Raw genomic sequence first — 16112 nt, forward strand, 5'->3', positions numbered from 1 at the left:
CGATCCAAGGGCCAACACATCCTTTTGGCCGTCTGATCCCGTGATTGCCCGGAGCAGGCTGCGCACTTATCCGGATTCGCTAAGGGCTTCGTGCCGACAGTCTAGTAGAATTCGCGTTTGTGGGGTCGGGAAAAACATGTTTGCCCGGGCCCAACCATTTGTTTTCAGCACCTCACCGTTGGAGCCTGCAACCGAATAATTGAGAGGGCCGCATTATGTCGGACCAGATCGTAAGTTTCGTCATGAGCGGAGGCGTGGGTTCGCGGCTGTGGCCTCTCTCGCGGGAAGACAACCCCAAGCAATTTCATAATCTTTCAGGCGACGGGTCGATGCTTGTGAAAACGGTGCGGCGCCTGAAGGCGCGACCGAACGGCGACACCCCGATCCATCTGATCGCGTCGGAGAGACACGCCGAGCGAATTGTTTCCGACATTGTTCCACTCGGTCTGAATGGCGGCAGACCGATTTTCGAGCCCGTCGGTCGCAACACCTCTGCGGCAGTTGCCATAGCCACTCTGCTGACGATTTCCGAATACGACAACGACGCGCTTGTGCTTGTGGTCCCTTCAGACCACGAGATATCGACCGAACGGAAATTCTGGGAAACAGTCGAGGCAGGCAGATTCGCCGCCGAGCGCGGCAACATCGTCGTATTTGGCATCAAGCCGACACACCCCGAAACCGGATACGGCTATATCGAGGTGGCGGCAGACGGTGGCGGAGTGGCTGCGGTGTCGCGTTTTGTCGAAAAGCCCGACGCGGAAACGGCTCAACATTACGTGTCTTCGGGGCGATTCTACTGGAATGCCGGTATCTTCCTTTTTCGTGCCGAAACCATGCGGCGGGCGCTGCTCGAATTTCGGCCGGACATCTGGGGGACCGCCGAACGGGCTTTTCGAGCCGCACGGACCGATGTGTCGGGAACCTATATGCCCCTGAGCTTCTATGAAGCCATTCCCTCGGTCTCGATTGACTATGCGGTGGTGGAGAAGGCGCGCGAGATCGCAATGGCCGCAGCTACTTTCAGCTGGAGCGACCTAGGATCCTGGCAATCACTGCTCGAGGCGAGCCCAACCGACTGCGATGGCAATGTCATGATGGGTGATGTTGTCGCGATGGATTGCAACAATTGTTACGTGAGAAGCCAAGGCAGGCTGCTGACCGTCATTGGAATGAAGGATACTGCGGTGGTGGCGACAGCCGACGCAGTGTTTGTTGCCCCCGTCAGCCATAGCCAGAACGTCAAGAAGGTTGTCGAGCAGTTGGAGAAGAGCGGACGCCTCGAGACGAAGTTCACACCGTCGGAAGATCGCGTCATCATCAGCGGGTCATGGCGCACGCGCGTCAAGCACTGGCTATTTGATGAAACCCTCCCGCTGTGGTCCACAAGGGGAGTCGACCATGTGCACGGCGGCTTCCATGAAGCACTAAGTTTCGATGGCAGGCCGCTTGGTAAGCCCAAGCGAATGCGAACCATGGCGCGCCAAATCTACGCTTTCGCGGTGGCCAAGGAACGCGGTTGGACGGGACCTGCCGACGAACTTATCGATCACGGCATCAGTTTCATAGCCAGACACGGTCATACCGACCGCGGCGGGTGGGTTCGCGCCCTTCAGCCCGACGGAAGTGTGAGTGACCCGGCAGAGGATACCTACGACCATTCTTGCGTGCTGCTGGCACTTGCCCATGCCCACCGATGCGGCCACCCGGAGGCCTTGCGGCTCGCCGAAGAGACACTTCATTTCATTGATACTCATCTGGAGGATGCCAGCTTGAGCGGCTTCCTCGAGACTCCAGGCTGGAAAGGTGTGCGGTATTCGAATCCTCATATGCACATGCTGGAAGCCTTTCTGGCTTGGCATAGCGTCACGGGCGAGCGTACGTATTTGCGTAGGGCCGCACGTGTCATCGACCTCTTCCGTTGTCATTTCTTCGACGAGGAGAGCTGGACGCTTGGGGAGCGTTTCGATCCCGATTGGCAACCATTGCCGGGCAACGACGGCCAGTGGACAGAGCCAGGGCATCATTTCGAATGGGCGTCCCTGCTGGTCGACTTTTCGCTGCTGAGCGGTCAGAAAGACCTGGTGCCTCTTGCGAGAAAACTCTACTCCTCGGCAATATCCAGTGGATTGAACCGGGCCACTGGTCTGGCTTATGCGGCTGTGTCGCGAAATGGAATTCCTCTCGATCGCATTTCGCGCAGTTGGCCACAATGCGAGGCGGTGAAGGCGGCCAGCGCGCTGGACGGCATCGGCGGACCAGACCTAAAACCTGAGATAGAGGCCCGCGTTGCTCGCCTGTTCAGATGGCACATCGATCCCGCGCCAATGGGCCTGTGGATCGATATGATTGATGAACGGGGACGATCGGCGGCGACCGAGGTCCCAGCAAGCATCTTCTACCACCTCGTGACGGCATTGATACAGTATCTCGACAAGACAGAAGGACTGGTCGAGCCCTTCGCGAAACCGGTTTCGGAAACGGACAACTCCAGTCTCGCACGGGTTTACGCTTGACGTGCCGTCATCGTCATGGCGATGCGCCGGTTGATACTGCACACAGTCCAGCACGGATGCCGCCGATCAGAAGCGGCATTGGGTTTCATGCCAATTCGTCCTACAAATTGGCGATAAGGGGTGAGAGATGACGGCGGGTGCCTGGACATCGATCGGTCGGCGGCGCGCCAATGGGCGTGTTATCGTTTGCGGCAACGAAAAAGGCGGCTCCGGCAAGACCACGACCGCGATGCACATTGCGATCGCTCTGATCGATTCCGGTCACAGCGTTGCGACCGTTGATCTTGACGAACGCCAGCTTTCACTAACTCGCTATGTCGAGAACCGGCGCCGCTGGGCGCAGTCTAAGGGAATTGCCCTGCCTGTGCCGCACCATTTTCATGTGCCGCCTGCCGCGCGCGAAACAGCCGCGGTTGTCAACAGCCTTCTGGTGCGCGAACTCAAGGAAGGTATCGCGTCAATCAGGGCCAGCCACGATTTCGTTGTCATCGATACGCCCGGCGCGAATACATTCCTCAGTCGACTAGCCCACGGCATGGCAGACACGCTGATTTCACCGATGAACGATTCGTTTGTCGATTTCGATGTGCTCGCCAAGGTCGACCCGCTCTCCCAGGAGATCCTGGGATACTCGCAGTACGCTTCGGTGGTGCTCGATGCCCGCAGGAGCCGCCTGCACTCAGAGAACGCGAACCTTGATTGGGTCGTGGTTCGCAATCGTATGTTCCCGCTTGCGTCTCGCAACGAGCGCAAGATCGACAACTCGCTGCGCCAACTTTCAACAGACCTCGGCTTTCGAGTCGCGGACGGCATTTCCGAGCGCGTCGCTTTTCGCGAGTTCTTTACCATTGGAGTTACCGCACTGGACGATTTCGAGAACCAGGTGCTCGGAACCGCGCCGACGATGTCGCACCTAATGGCCCGGCAGGAAATCCGCGGACTCCTCAAGGCACTCCACTTCCCACTGGACGAATCCAATCAGAGGAAGGCGGACGCGCGGCGCAGACACACCGCGAGCGTGAGCCGCCCGATCGCACTGCCCGACATCTTTGCCAAGTAAACAGCCGACCTCATCGATGCATTTGTAACCCGCCACGCCCATGCCGGTGATGACGGTGGCTGGCCTTGGATCTGCAGTGCTCTCCGAACACTGCACGTCTTTTCGGACGAAAGTGACGTTACGGCGGGTCCCGATAGTCCTACATCGATCACACGGAACAAATTGCAGTGGCTCAAGCTTCCGGTCGAATTAACCAAGCTCGGTCGACTTATCGGCACGCTGACACGAGCCGCCCAGTGGTCCTGCTGCTCCAGAAAGACCTTTTATATCAATATGTTGAAGGGCCATCGACAGCGCAATTTGACAGCGAAATTTGGTAAACCCAAGCTACCCCGGGTACCGGCTGCGTCTACCGCTTTTTAACTAGTTCTAATGGTGCACAGATTCTTAATGCGGAGTTATCCACAACTTCGTAAGATGCAGCTGCAGGTTGGGGTTTGTGGACGGAAGCCGTGGTGGGGATCATCCTACGGGACGATACGGATCGGAGATCCGTCTTCCTTACAATTTCAGCCGAGCAATGTTGGTGCGGTGGGTCCAAGCGATTGGGCCCGGACAATAATTGGAAAGAGAGTAATATCAGAATGAAGTAAAATGGAGTAGATAAGATGAATCAACCTCTACCTGGCGGGCATTGGGGTAAGTCTATAGAGGTCGAACAGAACAATCCTGCGTTGGGTCTTAACGGGATTGATAAAGGAGAGACTGAAGAAAACCAACGCGGCGACAGCCTAGTCGTCATCGTTGATAAGCGCATCCTTGAACGTGAATGCCTGGCGAGTAGCCTTCTGGCTCATGATCCGGTCGTACGCGTGATAGCTGTCGGCTCGTTCTTGGAATTGAACGATCTGCAGGCCGAGGCCTCGGCGATCCTGGCCATCCTTAACGGCAGTAACATCGCCGACTCGACCGTGCGGTCCGAACTACAAGAGTTCATCACTGCGGTCGGCGACATTCCGGTCATTGTCGTCGCGGATTCGGAAGCTCCGGCCGACATACTGGCGGCCTTAGAAACCGGCGCGCGCGGTTATATTCCAACCAGCGTTTCGGTCAAAGTGGCGGCAGAGGCGATCAGCCTCGCTCGTGCCGGCGGCATCTTCGTGCCGGCCAATGCCGTGCTGGCTCTTAGCGAAACAATCCGCGCATCGGCCAGTTCGCCAAAGCCACTAACTGGCCTGTTTACGAGTAAGGAAGCTGCGGTCGTCCAGGCTTTGCGCAAAGGCAAGGCCAACAAGATCATCGCCTACGAGCTCAATCTGTGCGAGAGCACCGTCAAGGTCCACATCCGCAACATCATGAAGAAACTCAAGGCGACCAACCGAACCGAAGTCGCTTACAAACTCAAGGATCTGATGTAGCAAGGATCCGCAATTTTCGCGAAAGAGCCTGAGGCTGGCCAGCCGAGCAATATCGGCTGGTCAGCCTAGGGGCTAAACGTCCCGTTCGAGATCGCGATCCGATGAGCAGCGGCCCGCGGCAATGGCTCACGTGACAGGCAAGATGACCGAACAACAGCTCTGTGCAATAGCGCGTTGGGTCGAAAAATTCATCTGACGTTCCGAAATCGCCGCCTACAGGTGCGTTGACTCCAGGATAGCCGAGCGGACGGGTTCCGGCACGTCGCCGGCAGAAGGCTGACGATGTTGCGCCTCGGCGATGTGCAGCGCTAGCGGCAGTTCAGATCTTCGAAAGACAATGGACGTCCCGAGCAGGGTCAATCCCCCCAACGCTCCAAGCCCAAACCATCCAGCCAAAATGTAAATCGTGACCTGCATTGCCTTTCCCCTACTGACCTGAGCCACCTCGACGCAAAATCCATAGCCTGGAAGTGAGCGTGATTTTTCGCGCTTGGCTGGTAGTTTGGAAGCTGTCTTTTGTGCGTTGGCCCCGTACCGGCCGTACCTCAAAAGTTTTGACGTGGAGGACAATCAGGCTCTCCTAGGCGCCCCAGTAGGCACTCGCTAGGAGAGACCTTCGAGATCAGCGGCGGCGATGGGGTGCGTCGGACATTGGGATCCGACGATGATCGCCCGCGCCATCACCTGAGGGATTTGCATGCCCATATACCGCATCGCTCGGCCAAAGTAGTGGTGAACCATCGGTATCAGAATCGGCTGATGCTCGTAGAGTTTCCCCTCAACTGAATAAATCAAGAGCCGACCCCTGGCCTGCCACTCCAGCGCCGACCGGTGCCAACCCTGGGGCGAGACATCCGCGATTTGCAGCTGGCATGTGTCCTTCGTCGCGTAAAACCACTGCGGATCAGTGTTCGGATCCGACAAGCTGAACGCATAACCATTGCGGTGAAGCAGAGCGGCGATGTCCTCGTTGGCGGAATGAGCCGTCGTCACGCTTTGGCCAATACCGCCGCTGAACACCTTGAGGGTGACGCTCAAAACCATGAGAAGGCCGAAAGCGAAGCTAAGCGTGAATTGGTTCATCGGATCGCAAGGCTCCTGCATAGATGGCCATCACGGCGAGATTCGTCATCCATGCCGCCAGCGTGATGCCAACCCTTCCGTGGATGATGTCGTAATAGGCCGGCATAATACCTATGAGGCTTATCCTGGCCAGGTTGATAGCCACTGTCGCAAGACACGCGACGACCACGGTGCGAATGACTGGCTTCGACCATTTGAGGTCGTAAAATTTGACGATCATTACGCCGCAGAGAAGCGCCAGCGAGAGGTTCGTGAGGGACGAGCAGGCCGGCAGCAGGAAGACTACGCCGGAACCGTCCGCGAACGGCACCGTATTGCCTACCCCACCCGTACCGACGATCCAGCCGATCATTTTTGCATCGATTGCCAGGATAGGGCCTCCGAAGACCGCAAAAGCCAACCGTGCCCAAAACATCGGAACGGTTATAGCTCCCAACACCACCGCTGCCCTCCGCGTGGTTGCCTCGCGCGACGTCAGCGCCAGATAGGCGGCTACGCAGGCCAGTGCCAACCAGCTCAGCTGAGGCAAGGGAACCAGGAATGCAAAAGTCGCGATGCCGGCAATGTAGAAATCCGATCGACGCGCGCGCTCAGGTTCGGAATGAAAAAATAGCCAGAAGGTTATGCCCAGCGCCAGCCAAACCACAAGGCTGACGCCGAGCATATCCAGCAGCGCCAAAATTGGACCGTCACGGGCAAGCGACTCTGCGACACGATCGCTCGCGCCGTTTGCAAATCCCGTGGCCACCACGCCGCAGTAAATTTGGCCGCGATAAACAGTCATGGGTGGGCGCTAAGGCTCAGCGGCCGTCGGTCGGGGCCATGCCGGTCATTTGCCGCGATGCCGACGGCGATACCATACATAGCCGCCAAAGGCAGCCAGCGCTGGGAAGCCGATGCCGATCACAGGACCCGGGGCAGAGTGGCTCGTGTCCCCGCCACCATTGCCGGGCGGGAACCAAGATGCCAACGCATAGCCCGGAAGAGTGTCCAGGAGCGTGACAAACAATGCTATGGTAGCAGGCGCGATAAACTTGATCATTTCTTCCCCCTTTGGCAGAACCGCAGAACAGGCCAATAATGACCAAATTTTCCAACAGAAAACCGGGGGACTGCCGAACGAAAGAGGTAGAGCCGCCTAATGAATTTGATCGCAGGCCCGACGGCTTCAGTGTTTCCCGAGACGTGCAAGCTTGGCTGGCGAAACCTGGTTAAACGACGTTCGGCCGCTGACGTTCAGTAGTAGCCGCGACCGTGTCCGTACCGGCATTTGTTCAGGACAATGCCCAGAAGATTGGTCTCGCCTGCCAGTTCCTGCTCACAGCAGCGGATCTTTGCCATCGTGGTCATGCCGGCCCCTGCCACAAGCAAGGTGCAATCGATATTGGGCAGGAATGCCAGCACGTCGTCGCCGCCGAGAACTGGAGGCAGGTCGACGACAACCACCGTGGGGCAAAGCTTGTCGTGGAGTTGCATCATCGCCGATCGCGCGGACTGGCTTTGGAGGAGCTCGGCCGAATAGTTGATCCCATGCGGGCCGGCGCTCACAGCAAGATTTTCACCGTAGCGCACGAAAGTGCTTTTGATCGAAGCCCGCCCTTGCAAGAAACTCTCGGTGGGCCGCGCCATGTCAAGACCCAGTATCGAACTGATCTGGGGCTGGCGAAGATTCAGATCTAGAAGAACGACCCGGCAACTCTGCAGATTCGCAAGGCTGAACGCCAGGTTCACGGCCACGACCGACTTCCCGGATTCGCGCTCTGGCGACGTTATCGCCACAGTGGTCCAGTTGTTGACATTAAGACACCTGAGAACCTTGGTGCGCAATACATCGAAGCTTGCTTGAGCCGGTTCCCCAGGAGCGAATGTGACAAGCCGGGCCTGACGGGCTCGATCGAGATCGAGTTGCACGCGTTCCAATCCGGCCCAATGCTCGTCTACCAACACCACAGACTGCTGCCCGACGACCTCTAGGGACGCATGCGGCGCGGGCTGGAGCAGCTTCACCTTCGTCGGCATGCTTTTGTCTCCTGCGGCACGAATGCGTTGCCTAGCGTGGGTCGTTGGCTACTTCGAAATCGCACTGTTCACCTCGACATTTGCGGGCGGGCGAGAATCTATAGGCAGGAAGATCGGACTGCCGCCCAGAAGCAATACGATGGCTGCAACACTCAGACGCATCTTACGCGCAGGTTCCTCGCTATCGGTCGCAATATAGGGGATGGTGACAAAAGGCTGGCCCCGGAACACGGCTGCAAGATCGGCAGGACGACGAATGGTTGGGAAGAAGATTTCCATAAGCGCGAAGATGCCGAAGCTCAATCCGAGGCCTGCCCCGAAACTTCCAATGACGATTACCTGCCGCTTGGGCCAGATACGTTTGTCTGGAGGGGTTGCCGGCTCGATGAGCGACAGCTTTTGGCCAACTGCTTCCTTTTCGATACGCTGTCCGGTCGATGCGTCCGCCAACCTGGCGACTGCCTCGTTGTAGTGCTTCTGCACGGCCTCGTAATTCTGCTCGAGCGCGCGGAGTTTGGTAGAGTTCATTTCGGTGTCGGCGATTGATCGCGTCAGGTCGTCAAGCAGCGGTCCAATGGATTCCTTCTCCTGCGCAATCAAGGCCAGCTGACCCTCGGTGTCGGCCAACTGCAGGCGAAGCTCAGGGGACATCCCGGCGGCGCGTGCGACATCCGTTACGGTCTTGTCCTTTTCGGAGATGCGTTTCTCGAGATCTGCGACCCGTGTCCGCAACGCCACAAGGTTCGTACTGCCATCCTTGAAAATCGTCTCCTGCTCGGCAAGCGAACGCCGCAGCTCGGCCAGCTGCAGATCGTCAGCCGGTCCTCCCTGCCCCCCGGAAGCCGATATCTGTTGAATCATCGAACGCTTTTGCTGAAGCGAGATGATCTCGCGCTGAATTTGACCCAGCCTTTCTTCGTAGGCTCTCTGCTGCATGCGGCGAAACTCGAGGCTGTCAGGCAGAGCCTCCTTATGCTCCAGTTTGAAGCTCAGGACCGCTTCTTGGGCGTCCTTCAACGCGGCCCCCAGACGTTCCACCTCGCGGTTGAAGAATTCATGTGTATGGTCCGCCACCGCCTTGCGTTCGCGTTCGTTCGCTTCGAGCATGGCGTTTGCGTAGGCATTGGCGACATCAGCGGCGAGAATGGGGTCGGCCGCGTCGAATGAAACCGTAAAGGCAATGGCCCCGCTACCGCTACCCAGATTATTCAGGACAGCCGGCTCGATCTTGGTCCTTGCAAGCATTTGTGCAACGACATCGTCGTCGGAGAGGTTGGCCTTGGCGAAGATCGCAAACTTGCCGGCCAAACCGAGCAAACTGGCCCTTGTCGTGAGTTCGTGCTCAAGAACTTGCAGTTGCTGGATGGGATCCTCTGTAACCGATGAACGGGCCAGTTCAGTTGATATACGCGGCGACTCGACCAGAATCTTGGCGACAGATCGGTATACTGGCGGAAGGAAGAGCGCGACCGCGAAGCCGACGACCGTGGTCATCACGATCGGGATGGCCAGGTAGCGCAGCCGCTGAGCATAGATCGAAGCGTAAAAGCGGAAATCTTGGCTATCCATCAAATCGACTCGCCGTCATGGATTCCTCCACATGTCGCTGGCGGACCAACAGCGCCGGCGCGTGACTGCAGATTTGCGTAGCAATCCTTTTGGCGGAAGCGCTTCCTAAGGTCGAGCTGAAACCCGAGGCATGCCTCTTTTGACGATGGACCCTCTCCTTTCGGCCGCCAGCACGGTCCTATTCTTACGTTCACTCGATTTCGCTGAGGGCTTATTCTTGGTTGATTGGAGTTCCAATACAACGATCTGCTCGAGACGCACGCGTCGAGGAGGAAGAGTGTCTTCAAACCCAATTGCCCGCCTTCGCCATGGAAGGCTTGCGGCGGCCCTGCTCGCCGGCGCCGCGCATATGTTCTTTGCTGCTGGGGCTCAGGCCGACGACTATCGGCTCGCCGCGCAAACGAAGATCCACATCTCGATCATCCAGTGGAACCCTTCAAAGGGCGAGTACCAGCGCTGGGAAGCGCTCAGCGGCGATTTTCTCGTGTCCAGTCAGGGGACGATAGGGTTACCCGTCGTCGGTTCGCTCGATGTGGGCGGCAAAACGAGCACCGAGGTCGCCGCCCAGATATCGGCTGCGCTCCACGACAAGATGGGACTGATCTCCCCCCCGGATGTATCGATCGAAATAGCCCAGTATCCGTCGATCTATGTCGTCGGAGCGGTCACCACGCCTGGCGCGTATCAATTCAGGCCGGATTTGACCGTACTGCAGGCGGTGGCGTTGGCCGGCGGGCGCTATCGACCGCCGCCTGAAAAGGCAGGACAGAGCGGAATCAGCCTACTTGGCGAACTTACCACGATCCGCACCAACAAGTTGCGACTGCTCGGCCGCATCGCCAGGCTGCAGGCGGAACTGGGCGGAGAGGCTGAAATCCACTTCCCAGCCGAATTGACCAGCACCGACGCCGGCGACGTCGCCGGCCAAGTCATGGCGCTGGAGCGCAGCCTGTTCACGGCACGAGCCAACGAGAAGACGCGACAGGTGGAGAAACTTTCTGATCTGCGCAATATGTACACGAACGAACTGGATATGTTGGCGAGCAAAGGCAAGGACTCTGGCGAGGAAATCGCCCAGACCGAAACAGAAGTCGCCAAGATCACCAAGCTGGTCGAGCAGGGCATTGTAACCTCGTCGCGATGGGCGGAATTGAGACGTGTGCTTGGCCAGATGCGGGCCGAGCATGCCCAAGGGGACGTCGAGGCGATGCGGGCGCGACAAGGTCTGAGTGAGACGACGCGCCAGGAATTCAGCGTCAGCGACCAGCGCCAAACGGAGGTCGCCACGCAACTGCGTGACGCGCAGAGCGAGCTTACCGAAGCAAGAACGCGGGAGTATACGATCCGTCAGCTCCTGCAGGCCGACAGCACTGTTGTACCGGGCGCCGCGTCCGACGGCAATCCCGACCTGAAATTGGTCATCGTGCGGCAAGATCGACAGGGACCAAAAGAGCTGAGCGCGTCCGAAACCACGCCGCTCGCACCCGGCGACGTGGTCAAGGTTTACGTAGCCAGCTCGACGCAGGACATAGTCGATCCGGCTACGCCCCAGCCGAGAACCAGCCCGCAGGCCAGCGGAGAAACACAATAGCAGCATGAAATCGACAAGGTTAGCCGCGGGGGCACTACTGGGCGCTGAGCCCCGCCCAAAGAGCTGCCCAATGCGTCGGCCCCTTGCCCATGCGAACTCCCTCTCCTAAAACCACGGCCAGTTGGAACATCCCTGACAAGAGAAAGCCGTGATGGCGCCGGTAGTACTGGACCCGGTTGCGCGTCAACAGCGCAGACAGGAATGGGTTGGTTCCGGATTCTCCACCGATGTGGATTATTTCTGCCCCCGATACATATGCGATTGAAAGCCCAACCGCGCGGACTCTTCGCATATAGTCAACTTCCTCGCTGTAAAGGAAGAATGACTCATCCCAGGCTCCCACGAGCTTGCGCGCCCGCGCCGAGATTGCCAGTGCGGAGCCTTCAGCCCAATCAGCGAATCCATCGGCCGTGTATCGCGCTGGATCGCTGATCTTCTCGCCGGTTCCGATCCAAGCCCCAAGTTTTCCTCCGCCCAGAACTGCATCCGTCCATGCCGTCTTCAATGACGGTTCGCGTCGAAGTGAATGCGTAAGCCTGCCGTCCTCATCAAGGATTTTTGGCACGGCCACGCCAATGGCGGGATCCTCCAACCGGTTTACAAGCAGTCGGGCCGCACCGGGCAGTAGGCGGACGTCTGGGTTGAGCACGAGCAGGGTTGAGTCTTTTCCAACCGTCGCGACAGCCGCGTTGATGCCGCCGGCGTAACCCGAATTCCGGCCAACGCTGACAACTCTCGGTCGGACGGGATGAGAAAGTGCTATGGCAACGCTATCGTCGCTGGACGCATTGTCCGCAATGACGACTTCAAAGTCCCGGATTCCGTCGAGCCCTGTCTGAAGCGAATCGAGGAATGCTTTCAGATGCCGGGCACTGTTGTACGACACCGTCACCACAGACACACGCTCATGTCCTGGCTGCGACGTCTCTTCGTTGCGACCATTCCCGGCCATGGCTTCGTTCCCGATCTCTTTCACGTCTTCGATCCCGGCAAAAGTCGCGTCGCTTGACGCAATGGTTGTTCGTCCGTCCCGCCCGGCGGAAGGGTCGCGAATATGTCACGTTTGCTGGAGCCCATCTCGATCCACATCGGGGACGATGCCGCGGAATAGGCATCCGTCTCTGCCGGCTCGCTTTGCGCGGATTTGGCATCAAGGATCCACACGCCGCTTCCCAGCAGGAATAGAGCGAGAACATAGCTGCTGTTCCAGAAGTGAACCGTCCATCCGATGAGGAACAGGAAACCCAGTGTGATCAGGTAGGCTGTTTGAAAATGACCGAGCCTTTCGTCGCTATTACTTTTGACAGCCATGGCGATGCCGATCGAGATTCCCGCCAGTAGCAACAAGATCGGGGCAGCGAAACCAAAACGCATTGCCTCGACAAGCCAGAAATTATCTATGGTGCCGTTGGGCATCCATCCCGGGCGATCCCAATCGTTCAGTCCGATCCCGAAAATGGGGTGGTCCAGAGCAATCGTGGACCCATAATCCCAGATCAATCGTCGATACCAATATGTTTGCGGGTCGAGCACAACCATTTGTGTAACGATCGAGATTGGCGATCGATTGGAGAGGATCTCAGCCGCCACGAACAGCAAGAGCACCGCGCCGATGAGAATATTCCATCGATGTCTATTTCTTCGCAGCAAAGTGTTCCAAAAAAGCAGAAAGGCTTGCGCGGCCATGCCTGCGATTGGTCCACTCGATAGAGAGGTTGCCGCTGACACAACGACCAATGCTGCCTTGAAATTCCGGTGAGCTGCGGCTTTCTTGTAGCCAAGAACAAGGTAAGTGAGAGCCAGGGCGCTTCCTACGTTCAATCCGAATAGAATTGGATGGTCGAATACGGAAATAACTCTCGTATGACCCAGTCGTTGAACGGTCGGATAATCATTGACCGGAAAGACGACACTGAACGCCTTGAGTAGGATGTTGCCGCCGCCAAGGCACTCGACTATGGCAAACGGCATCAAGATCACGGCGATCCAGAACAACAGGCGAACGGCGTTGTGAAAGTCGTCAGCGTCACGGATCCAACACCGCGCAAGCATGTATGGGCCGACAGTTTCTAAAAAGAGGATCCCCGCGGATTGGGACCCGGTGGCCAATCCGTGATTTGCAATGAGACCGATCACCGACCAGACGGCAAGCATCAGGATCGCGATATCCGCAAACCTTATCCGACCGGCCTTGCCTGAGAGTAATCGGACGGCGCAGGGTACAATCAACGCTAAAAGCACAAGGCGATAAACCGAGAGCCGAAGCGGCCCGAGATAGAAAACCCAAGGTATTTCAAGCGAGATCAGAAACACCCAAACCGGCCAGGAGGTCGTCTTCCCGGACAACGCGGCCGGACCGCTTCGCGCAAACTGGTTGGTGGATTCGGAGCGCTCGCCAAAGCCGACAAGGCGGTCGGGACTTTTGGCTTTGGGGCTCCAATACCCCGGTTGGTCAGCAACGCTGCTCACGTACCGATGTCCTGCACTCGAACCAGTCGAACCATGGTCGACCGGATTAAGTTAAGCCGGCCGCCAATCCACCCGGCAACGATCTTTTTCCTGGTGAGAGCTGGCTGTTCGACAAGGATGGAAGAGAGATACGACAAAGGTAGCGTCACCATCATCGCCACCAGCGCCGCAAATAGCCATGACTGTATTGCGGGATACATGATGCTAAGGCAGCAAAGAACCGGCGCGTGGATCAGGTACACTCCATAAGACAGATCGCGCCTGATGAACGAGCGCCCTGGCAGGTTCGACAGCCCAGCGAAGACCACGAGATATGGCAGGCAGAGCGGCGCCGCGACGATACCTGCTCCCGACGCAAGCGAAGCCAACAGGATCAGGAACGCGAGACCCGCCAAAGCAGCCGAATAGGGTATTGTCCGACGGAAAGTGGATAGAGCGACGCCGGAAGCAAAATAGACGAAGAGGCTGATGAAGGTAACGAAACGACCAGGCAGCCGTTCGGCGACGGCAGGAAAGATTCCGTTCGCGACGTAGAGAACGTAGACTGCAAGGAAGACGACCAGTACCAGGCGAGGCCGAGTTAGGATGCCGACCACACTCATCGCAGCCAGCGCAATATAGGACAGGACTTCGAAATGCAAAGTCCAGAGCGCGCCGTTGACGATTGCGGGATGGCCGTCCGGTAGCTGCACCCCAGGGAGAAAATCATATGTGAGCGTAGGAATGTTCTTGGCGTAGAGGCTCAAGCCAGGATCAGAGAAATACCGCGGCAACGGCAGCGTCGTCAGAAGCGGCCCAAGCAAGATCATGGATGAGATCACTACGACAGCGAGGGCTGGAAAAATCCTGAGCGCCCGGCTTGTCGCATAGTCGATTACCTTGCCCGACCGAACCAAGCCTGGAGCCACCAGAAAGCCGCTGATCGCGAAAAAAACAAGAACCGCGAGAAGACCGAAATGCAGAAATCCGCCGCTGAACGCAAAGAGGAGATCCGTCTTCGGATCGTAAATGGAACCGTAGGCATGATGCAGAACGACTGTGATTGCCGCAGCCAATCGAACTTCATCGAAGCCCGGTCCCACGAACCCTGTTTCCGCCAGGCGACTTTCTAGGGTTCGGCCGCGCATGTTCCAGTCGAGAACATTTGGGATCATTGGGCTGCCCGGTGAGATGCTTCGCAACGGAAGTCTGGGCGGGGGATATGGCGCGCGCAACTACCTAATCGGGCCAAGAGAGCGGCCCGTGTTGGCAACCGGAAACGAAAGGAGTACGAACGTCGCGGGAACGGGCGACCGTGGGGGTGCCGCGAGCCGTGAGACTTTTGACGCCCGGAACTTTCATCCACATCCTCGCCTCGTTGGAGAGGGGTGCGCCAGTGCTTGAGTCTATTTCGAAACAACCCAGGCCACTCTAACGGTGGCATGACTGTTCCGTGGGCTGATCAGCAGTGTCGCCGACCCTGGTGAGCCAGGACTCCCGCCAGAACGGATAAATCGCGCGCGGACAAAACCACCGACCGTTGACGCTGAGTTCGCCTGAGCAGGCGACACCGTCCAGGATGACGCAGTCCTTGGGGATCTTCAGCATGCGGCCCGTCTTCTCATCCACGATCCGCTGCACGGCAGTCTTTACGCGGAACGTGCCGCCGCAATGGGGAAGCATCTCGCGGTCGAAGGAGAGGCCACTACTCTCGCCGCGATGGTCGAGAGTGGCTGCGATTTCCTCCGCGGACCGTACCCGGACCAGTTCGCCAGGCTGCAGGCCGAGCATCTCGCGCTTGGAACCAGCCTTACCCGGACCTTGCAGCGGGAGCGTCCTTATCAGCCCGAAATGATGGAGCACGTCCATTGCCATCGCCCGGACCAAAAGGGCCACGAACCGGATCGGATTGAAGTTGCCGTTCGTCAATTCGCGCCAATACTGCCCGAGATCCCGCCGCCTCACGGGCTCGGATGCCTTGAGAGCGTCAGTCGATTGGCATCGCCAGACCTGCGCCCCGCTTTCATCCACCGGGGTAGCCGGGTGCGTAGCCGCGCCGGCAGTCCGCTCGAGCTCTGCGGAAGCAGCCATCCCGGCGACCCCAAGACGTGCGGCGTGGTTGTCATCGACTTTGCGGAGCCATTCCTCCTTCCAGTAGATACGGCAACCTGCCTGACACCCGCCATGGCTCGACCCATCGCAGCGCAGATCCTCAAGATAGACGGTCCCGCGCATTCGGCGGGAGCCACTTTCGTCAACCATGTTGCAGACTTTGTCGACGCGCCGCGACACCGTAAGGCGTTGACCGATATGCGCCATCATCTCCGGCATGAACAGCGTCCCCTGCAGGGCGCCGTCCTTGTCCAGCGTCGCCAGAATCTCGGCCGCAGAGCGCACCTCAACGACATCGCCGGGGCGCAAGGCAGCTCCGTTCGCTGGTTTTTGAGGGAGCATGGTTCTTCATTCCT

Annotated in this window: 13 protein-coding genes; 4 read left to right on the plus strand and 9 right to left on the minus strand. The window is 58.2% G+C overall.

Features of this window, described 5'->3' with window-relative positions:
* Positions 1 to 215: 215 nt before the first annotated feature.
* The 3 genes from AC0L2L_RS09915 to AC0L2L_RS09925 all read left to right on the plus strand — a co-directional run bounded on the left by AC0L2L_RS09915 (position 216) and on the right by AC0L2L_RS09925 (position 4934).
* Entirely contained in the window at positions 216 to 2516 is a 2301-nt protein-coding gene (locus AC0L2L_RS09915; RefSeq protein ID WP_473577909.1) for an AGE family epimerase/isomerase, read from the plus strand.
* A gap of 127 nt (positions 2517 to 2643) precedes the next feature.
* Positions 2644 to 3576 (plus strand): division plane positioning ATPase MipZ, encoded by a 933-nt coding sequence (locus AC0L2L_RS09920; RefSeq protein ID WP_027164357.1) that lies wholly within the window; start codon positions 2644 to 2646, stop codon positions 3574 to 3576.
* Positions 3577 to 4184: 608 nt separating this feature from the next.
* Entirely contained in the window at positions 4185 to 4934 is a 750-nt protein-coding gene (locus AC0L2L_RS09925) for a response regulator transcription factor (protein WP_084507878.1), read from the plus strand.
* 603 nt (positions 4935 to 5537) lie between these two features.
* On the opposite strand, the gene AC0L2L_RS09930 is transcribed toward AC0L2L_RS09925, so the two are convergent.
* The 5 genes from AC0L2L_RS09930 to AC0L2L_RS09950 all read right to left on the minus strand — a co-directional run bounded on the left by AC0L2L_RS09930 (position 5538) and on the right by AC0L2L_RS09950 (position 9605).
* A complete protein-coding gene (locus AC0L2L_RS09930) occupies positions 5538 to 6017 on the minus strand; it encodes a hypothetical protein (protein ID WP_473577911.1) in 480 nt (159 codons plus the stop codon).
* Entirely contained in the window at positions 5998 to 6801 is an 804-nt protein-coding gene (locus AC0L2L_RS09935; protein ID WP_473577912.1) for a hypothetical protein, read from the minus strand. The genes AC0L2L_RS09930 and AC0L2L_RS09935 overlap by 20 nt, the downstream gene beginning before the upstream one ends.
* Positions 6802 to 6846: 45 nt before the next feature.
* On the minus strand, positions 6847 to 7059 hold the full coding sequence (locus AC0L2L_RS09940; protein WP_473577914.1) for a hypothetical protein: 213 nt from the start codon (positions 7057 to 7059) through the stop codon (positions 6847 to 6849).
* Between the two features lie 194 nt (positions 7060 to 7253).
* Complete coding sequence (locus AC0L2L_RS09945; protein WP_473577916.1) at positions 7254 to 8036, minus strand: nucleotide-binding protein; 783 nt, start codon at positions 8034 to 8036, stop codon at positions 7254 to 7256.
* A gap of 48 nt (positions 8037 to 8084) precedes the next feature.
* The gene (locus AC0L2L_RS09950) at positions 8085 to 9605 is read right to left on the minus strand and encodes a GumC family protein (RefSeq protein ID WP_473577917.1); all 1521 of its coding nucleotides are present in this window, start codon (positions 9603 to 9605) and stop codon (positions 8085 to 8087) included.
* Positions 9606 to 9882: 277 nt separating this feature from the next.
* Between AC0L2L_RS09950 and AC0L2L_RS09955 the strand changes: the two genes are divergently transcribed.
* Positions 9883 to 11196, plus strand: coding sequence for a polysaccharide biosynthesis/export family protein (locus AC0L2L_RS09955; protein WP_473577919.1), 1314 nt, complete (start codon positions 9883 to 9885; stop codon positions 11194 to 11196).
* Between the two features lie 34 nt (positions 11197 to 11230).
* Here AC0L2L_RS09955 and AC0L2L_RS09960 read toward each other — a convergent pair whose 3' ends face one another.
* The 4 genes from AC0L2L_RS09960 to AC0L2L_RS09975 form a co-directional block, all read right to left on the minus strand.
* Entirely contained in the window at positions 11231 to 12172 is a 942-nt protein-coding gene (locus tag AC0L2L_RS09960; protein ID WP_473577921.1) for a glycosyltransferase family 2 protein, read from the minus strand.
* Complete coding sequence (locus tag AC0L2L_RS09965) at positions 12169 to 13665, minus strand: O-antigen ligase family protein (protein WP_473577923.1); 1497 nt, start codon at positions 13663 to 13665, stop codon at positions 12169 to 12171. Before AC0L2L_RS09965 ends, AC0L2L_RS09960 begins: the two co-directional genes overlap by 4 nt.
* The gene (locus AC0L2L_RS09970) at positions 13662 to 14819 is read right to left on the minus strand and encodes an acyltransferase family protein (protein ID WP_473577925.1); all 1158 of its coding nucleotides are present in this window, start codon (positions 14817 to 14819) and stop codon (positions 13662 to 13664) included. The genes AC0L2L_RS09965 and AC0L2L_RS09970 overlap by 4 nt, the downstream gene beginning before the upstream one ends.
* Positions 14820 to 15075: 256 nt before the next feature.
* The gene (locus tag AC0L2L_RS09975; protein ID WP_473577928.1) at positions 15076 to 16098 is read right to left on the minus strand and encodes a hypothetical protein; all 1023 of its coding nucleotides are present in this window, start codon (positions 16096 to 16098) and stop codon (positions 15076 to 15078) included.
* Positions 16099 to 16112: the final 14 nt, after the last annotated feature.

Source organism: Mesorhizobium sp. WSM4832 (assembly GCF_055811115.1).

Coding starts and splice junctions, on each gene's coding strand:
- AC0L2L_RS09940 (WP_473577914.1), bottom strand. CDS start 7,059: ATGATCAAGTTTATCGCGCCTGCTACCATAGCATTGTTTGTCACGCTC.
- AC0L2L_RS09915 (WP_473577909.1), top strand. CDS start 216: ATGTCGGACCAGATCGTAAGTTTCGTCATGAGCGGAGGCGTGGGTTCG.
- AC0L2L_RS09935 (WP_473577912.1), bottom strand. CDS start 6,801: ATGACTGTTTATCGCGGCCAAATTTACTGCGGCGTGGTGGCCACGGGA.
- AC0L2L_RS09970 (WP_473577925.1), bottom strand. CDS start 14,819: ATGATCCCAAATGTTCTCGACTGGAACATGCGCGGCCGAACCCTAGAA.
- AC0L2L_RS09930 (WP_473577911.1), bottom strand. CDS start 6,017: ATGAACCAATTCACGCTTAGCTTCGCTTTCGGCCTTCTCATGGTTTTG.
- AC0L2L_RS09950 (WP_473577917.1), bottom strand. CDS start 9,605: ATGGATAGCCAAGATTTCCGCTTTTACGCTTCGATCTATGCTCAGCGG.
- AC0L2L_RS09925 (WP_084507878.1), top strand. CDS start 4,185: ATGAATCAACCTCTACCTGGCGGGCATTGGGGTAAGTCTATAGAGGTC.
- AC0L2L_RS09920 (WP_027164357.1), top strand. CDS start 2,644: ATGACGGCGGGTGCCTGGACATCGATCGGTCGGCGGCGCGCCAATGGG.
- AC0L2L_RS09945 (WP_473577916.1), bottom strand. CDS start 8,036: ATGCCGACGAAGGTGAAGCTGCTCCAGCCCGCGCCGCATGCGTCCCTA.
- AC0L2L_RS09975 (WP_473577928.1), bottom strand. CDS start 16,098: ATGCTCCCTCAAAAACCAGCGAACGGAGCTGCCTTGCGCCCCGGCGAT.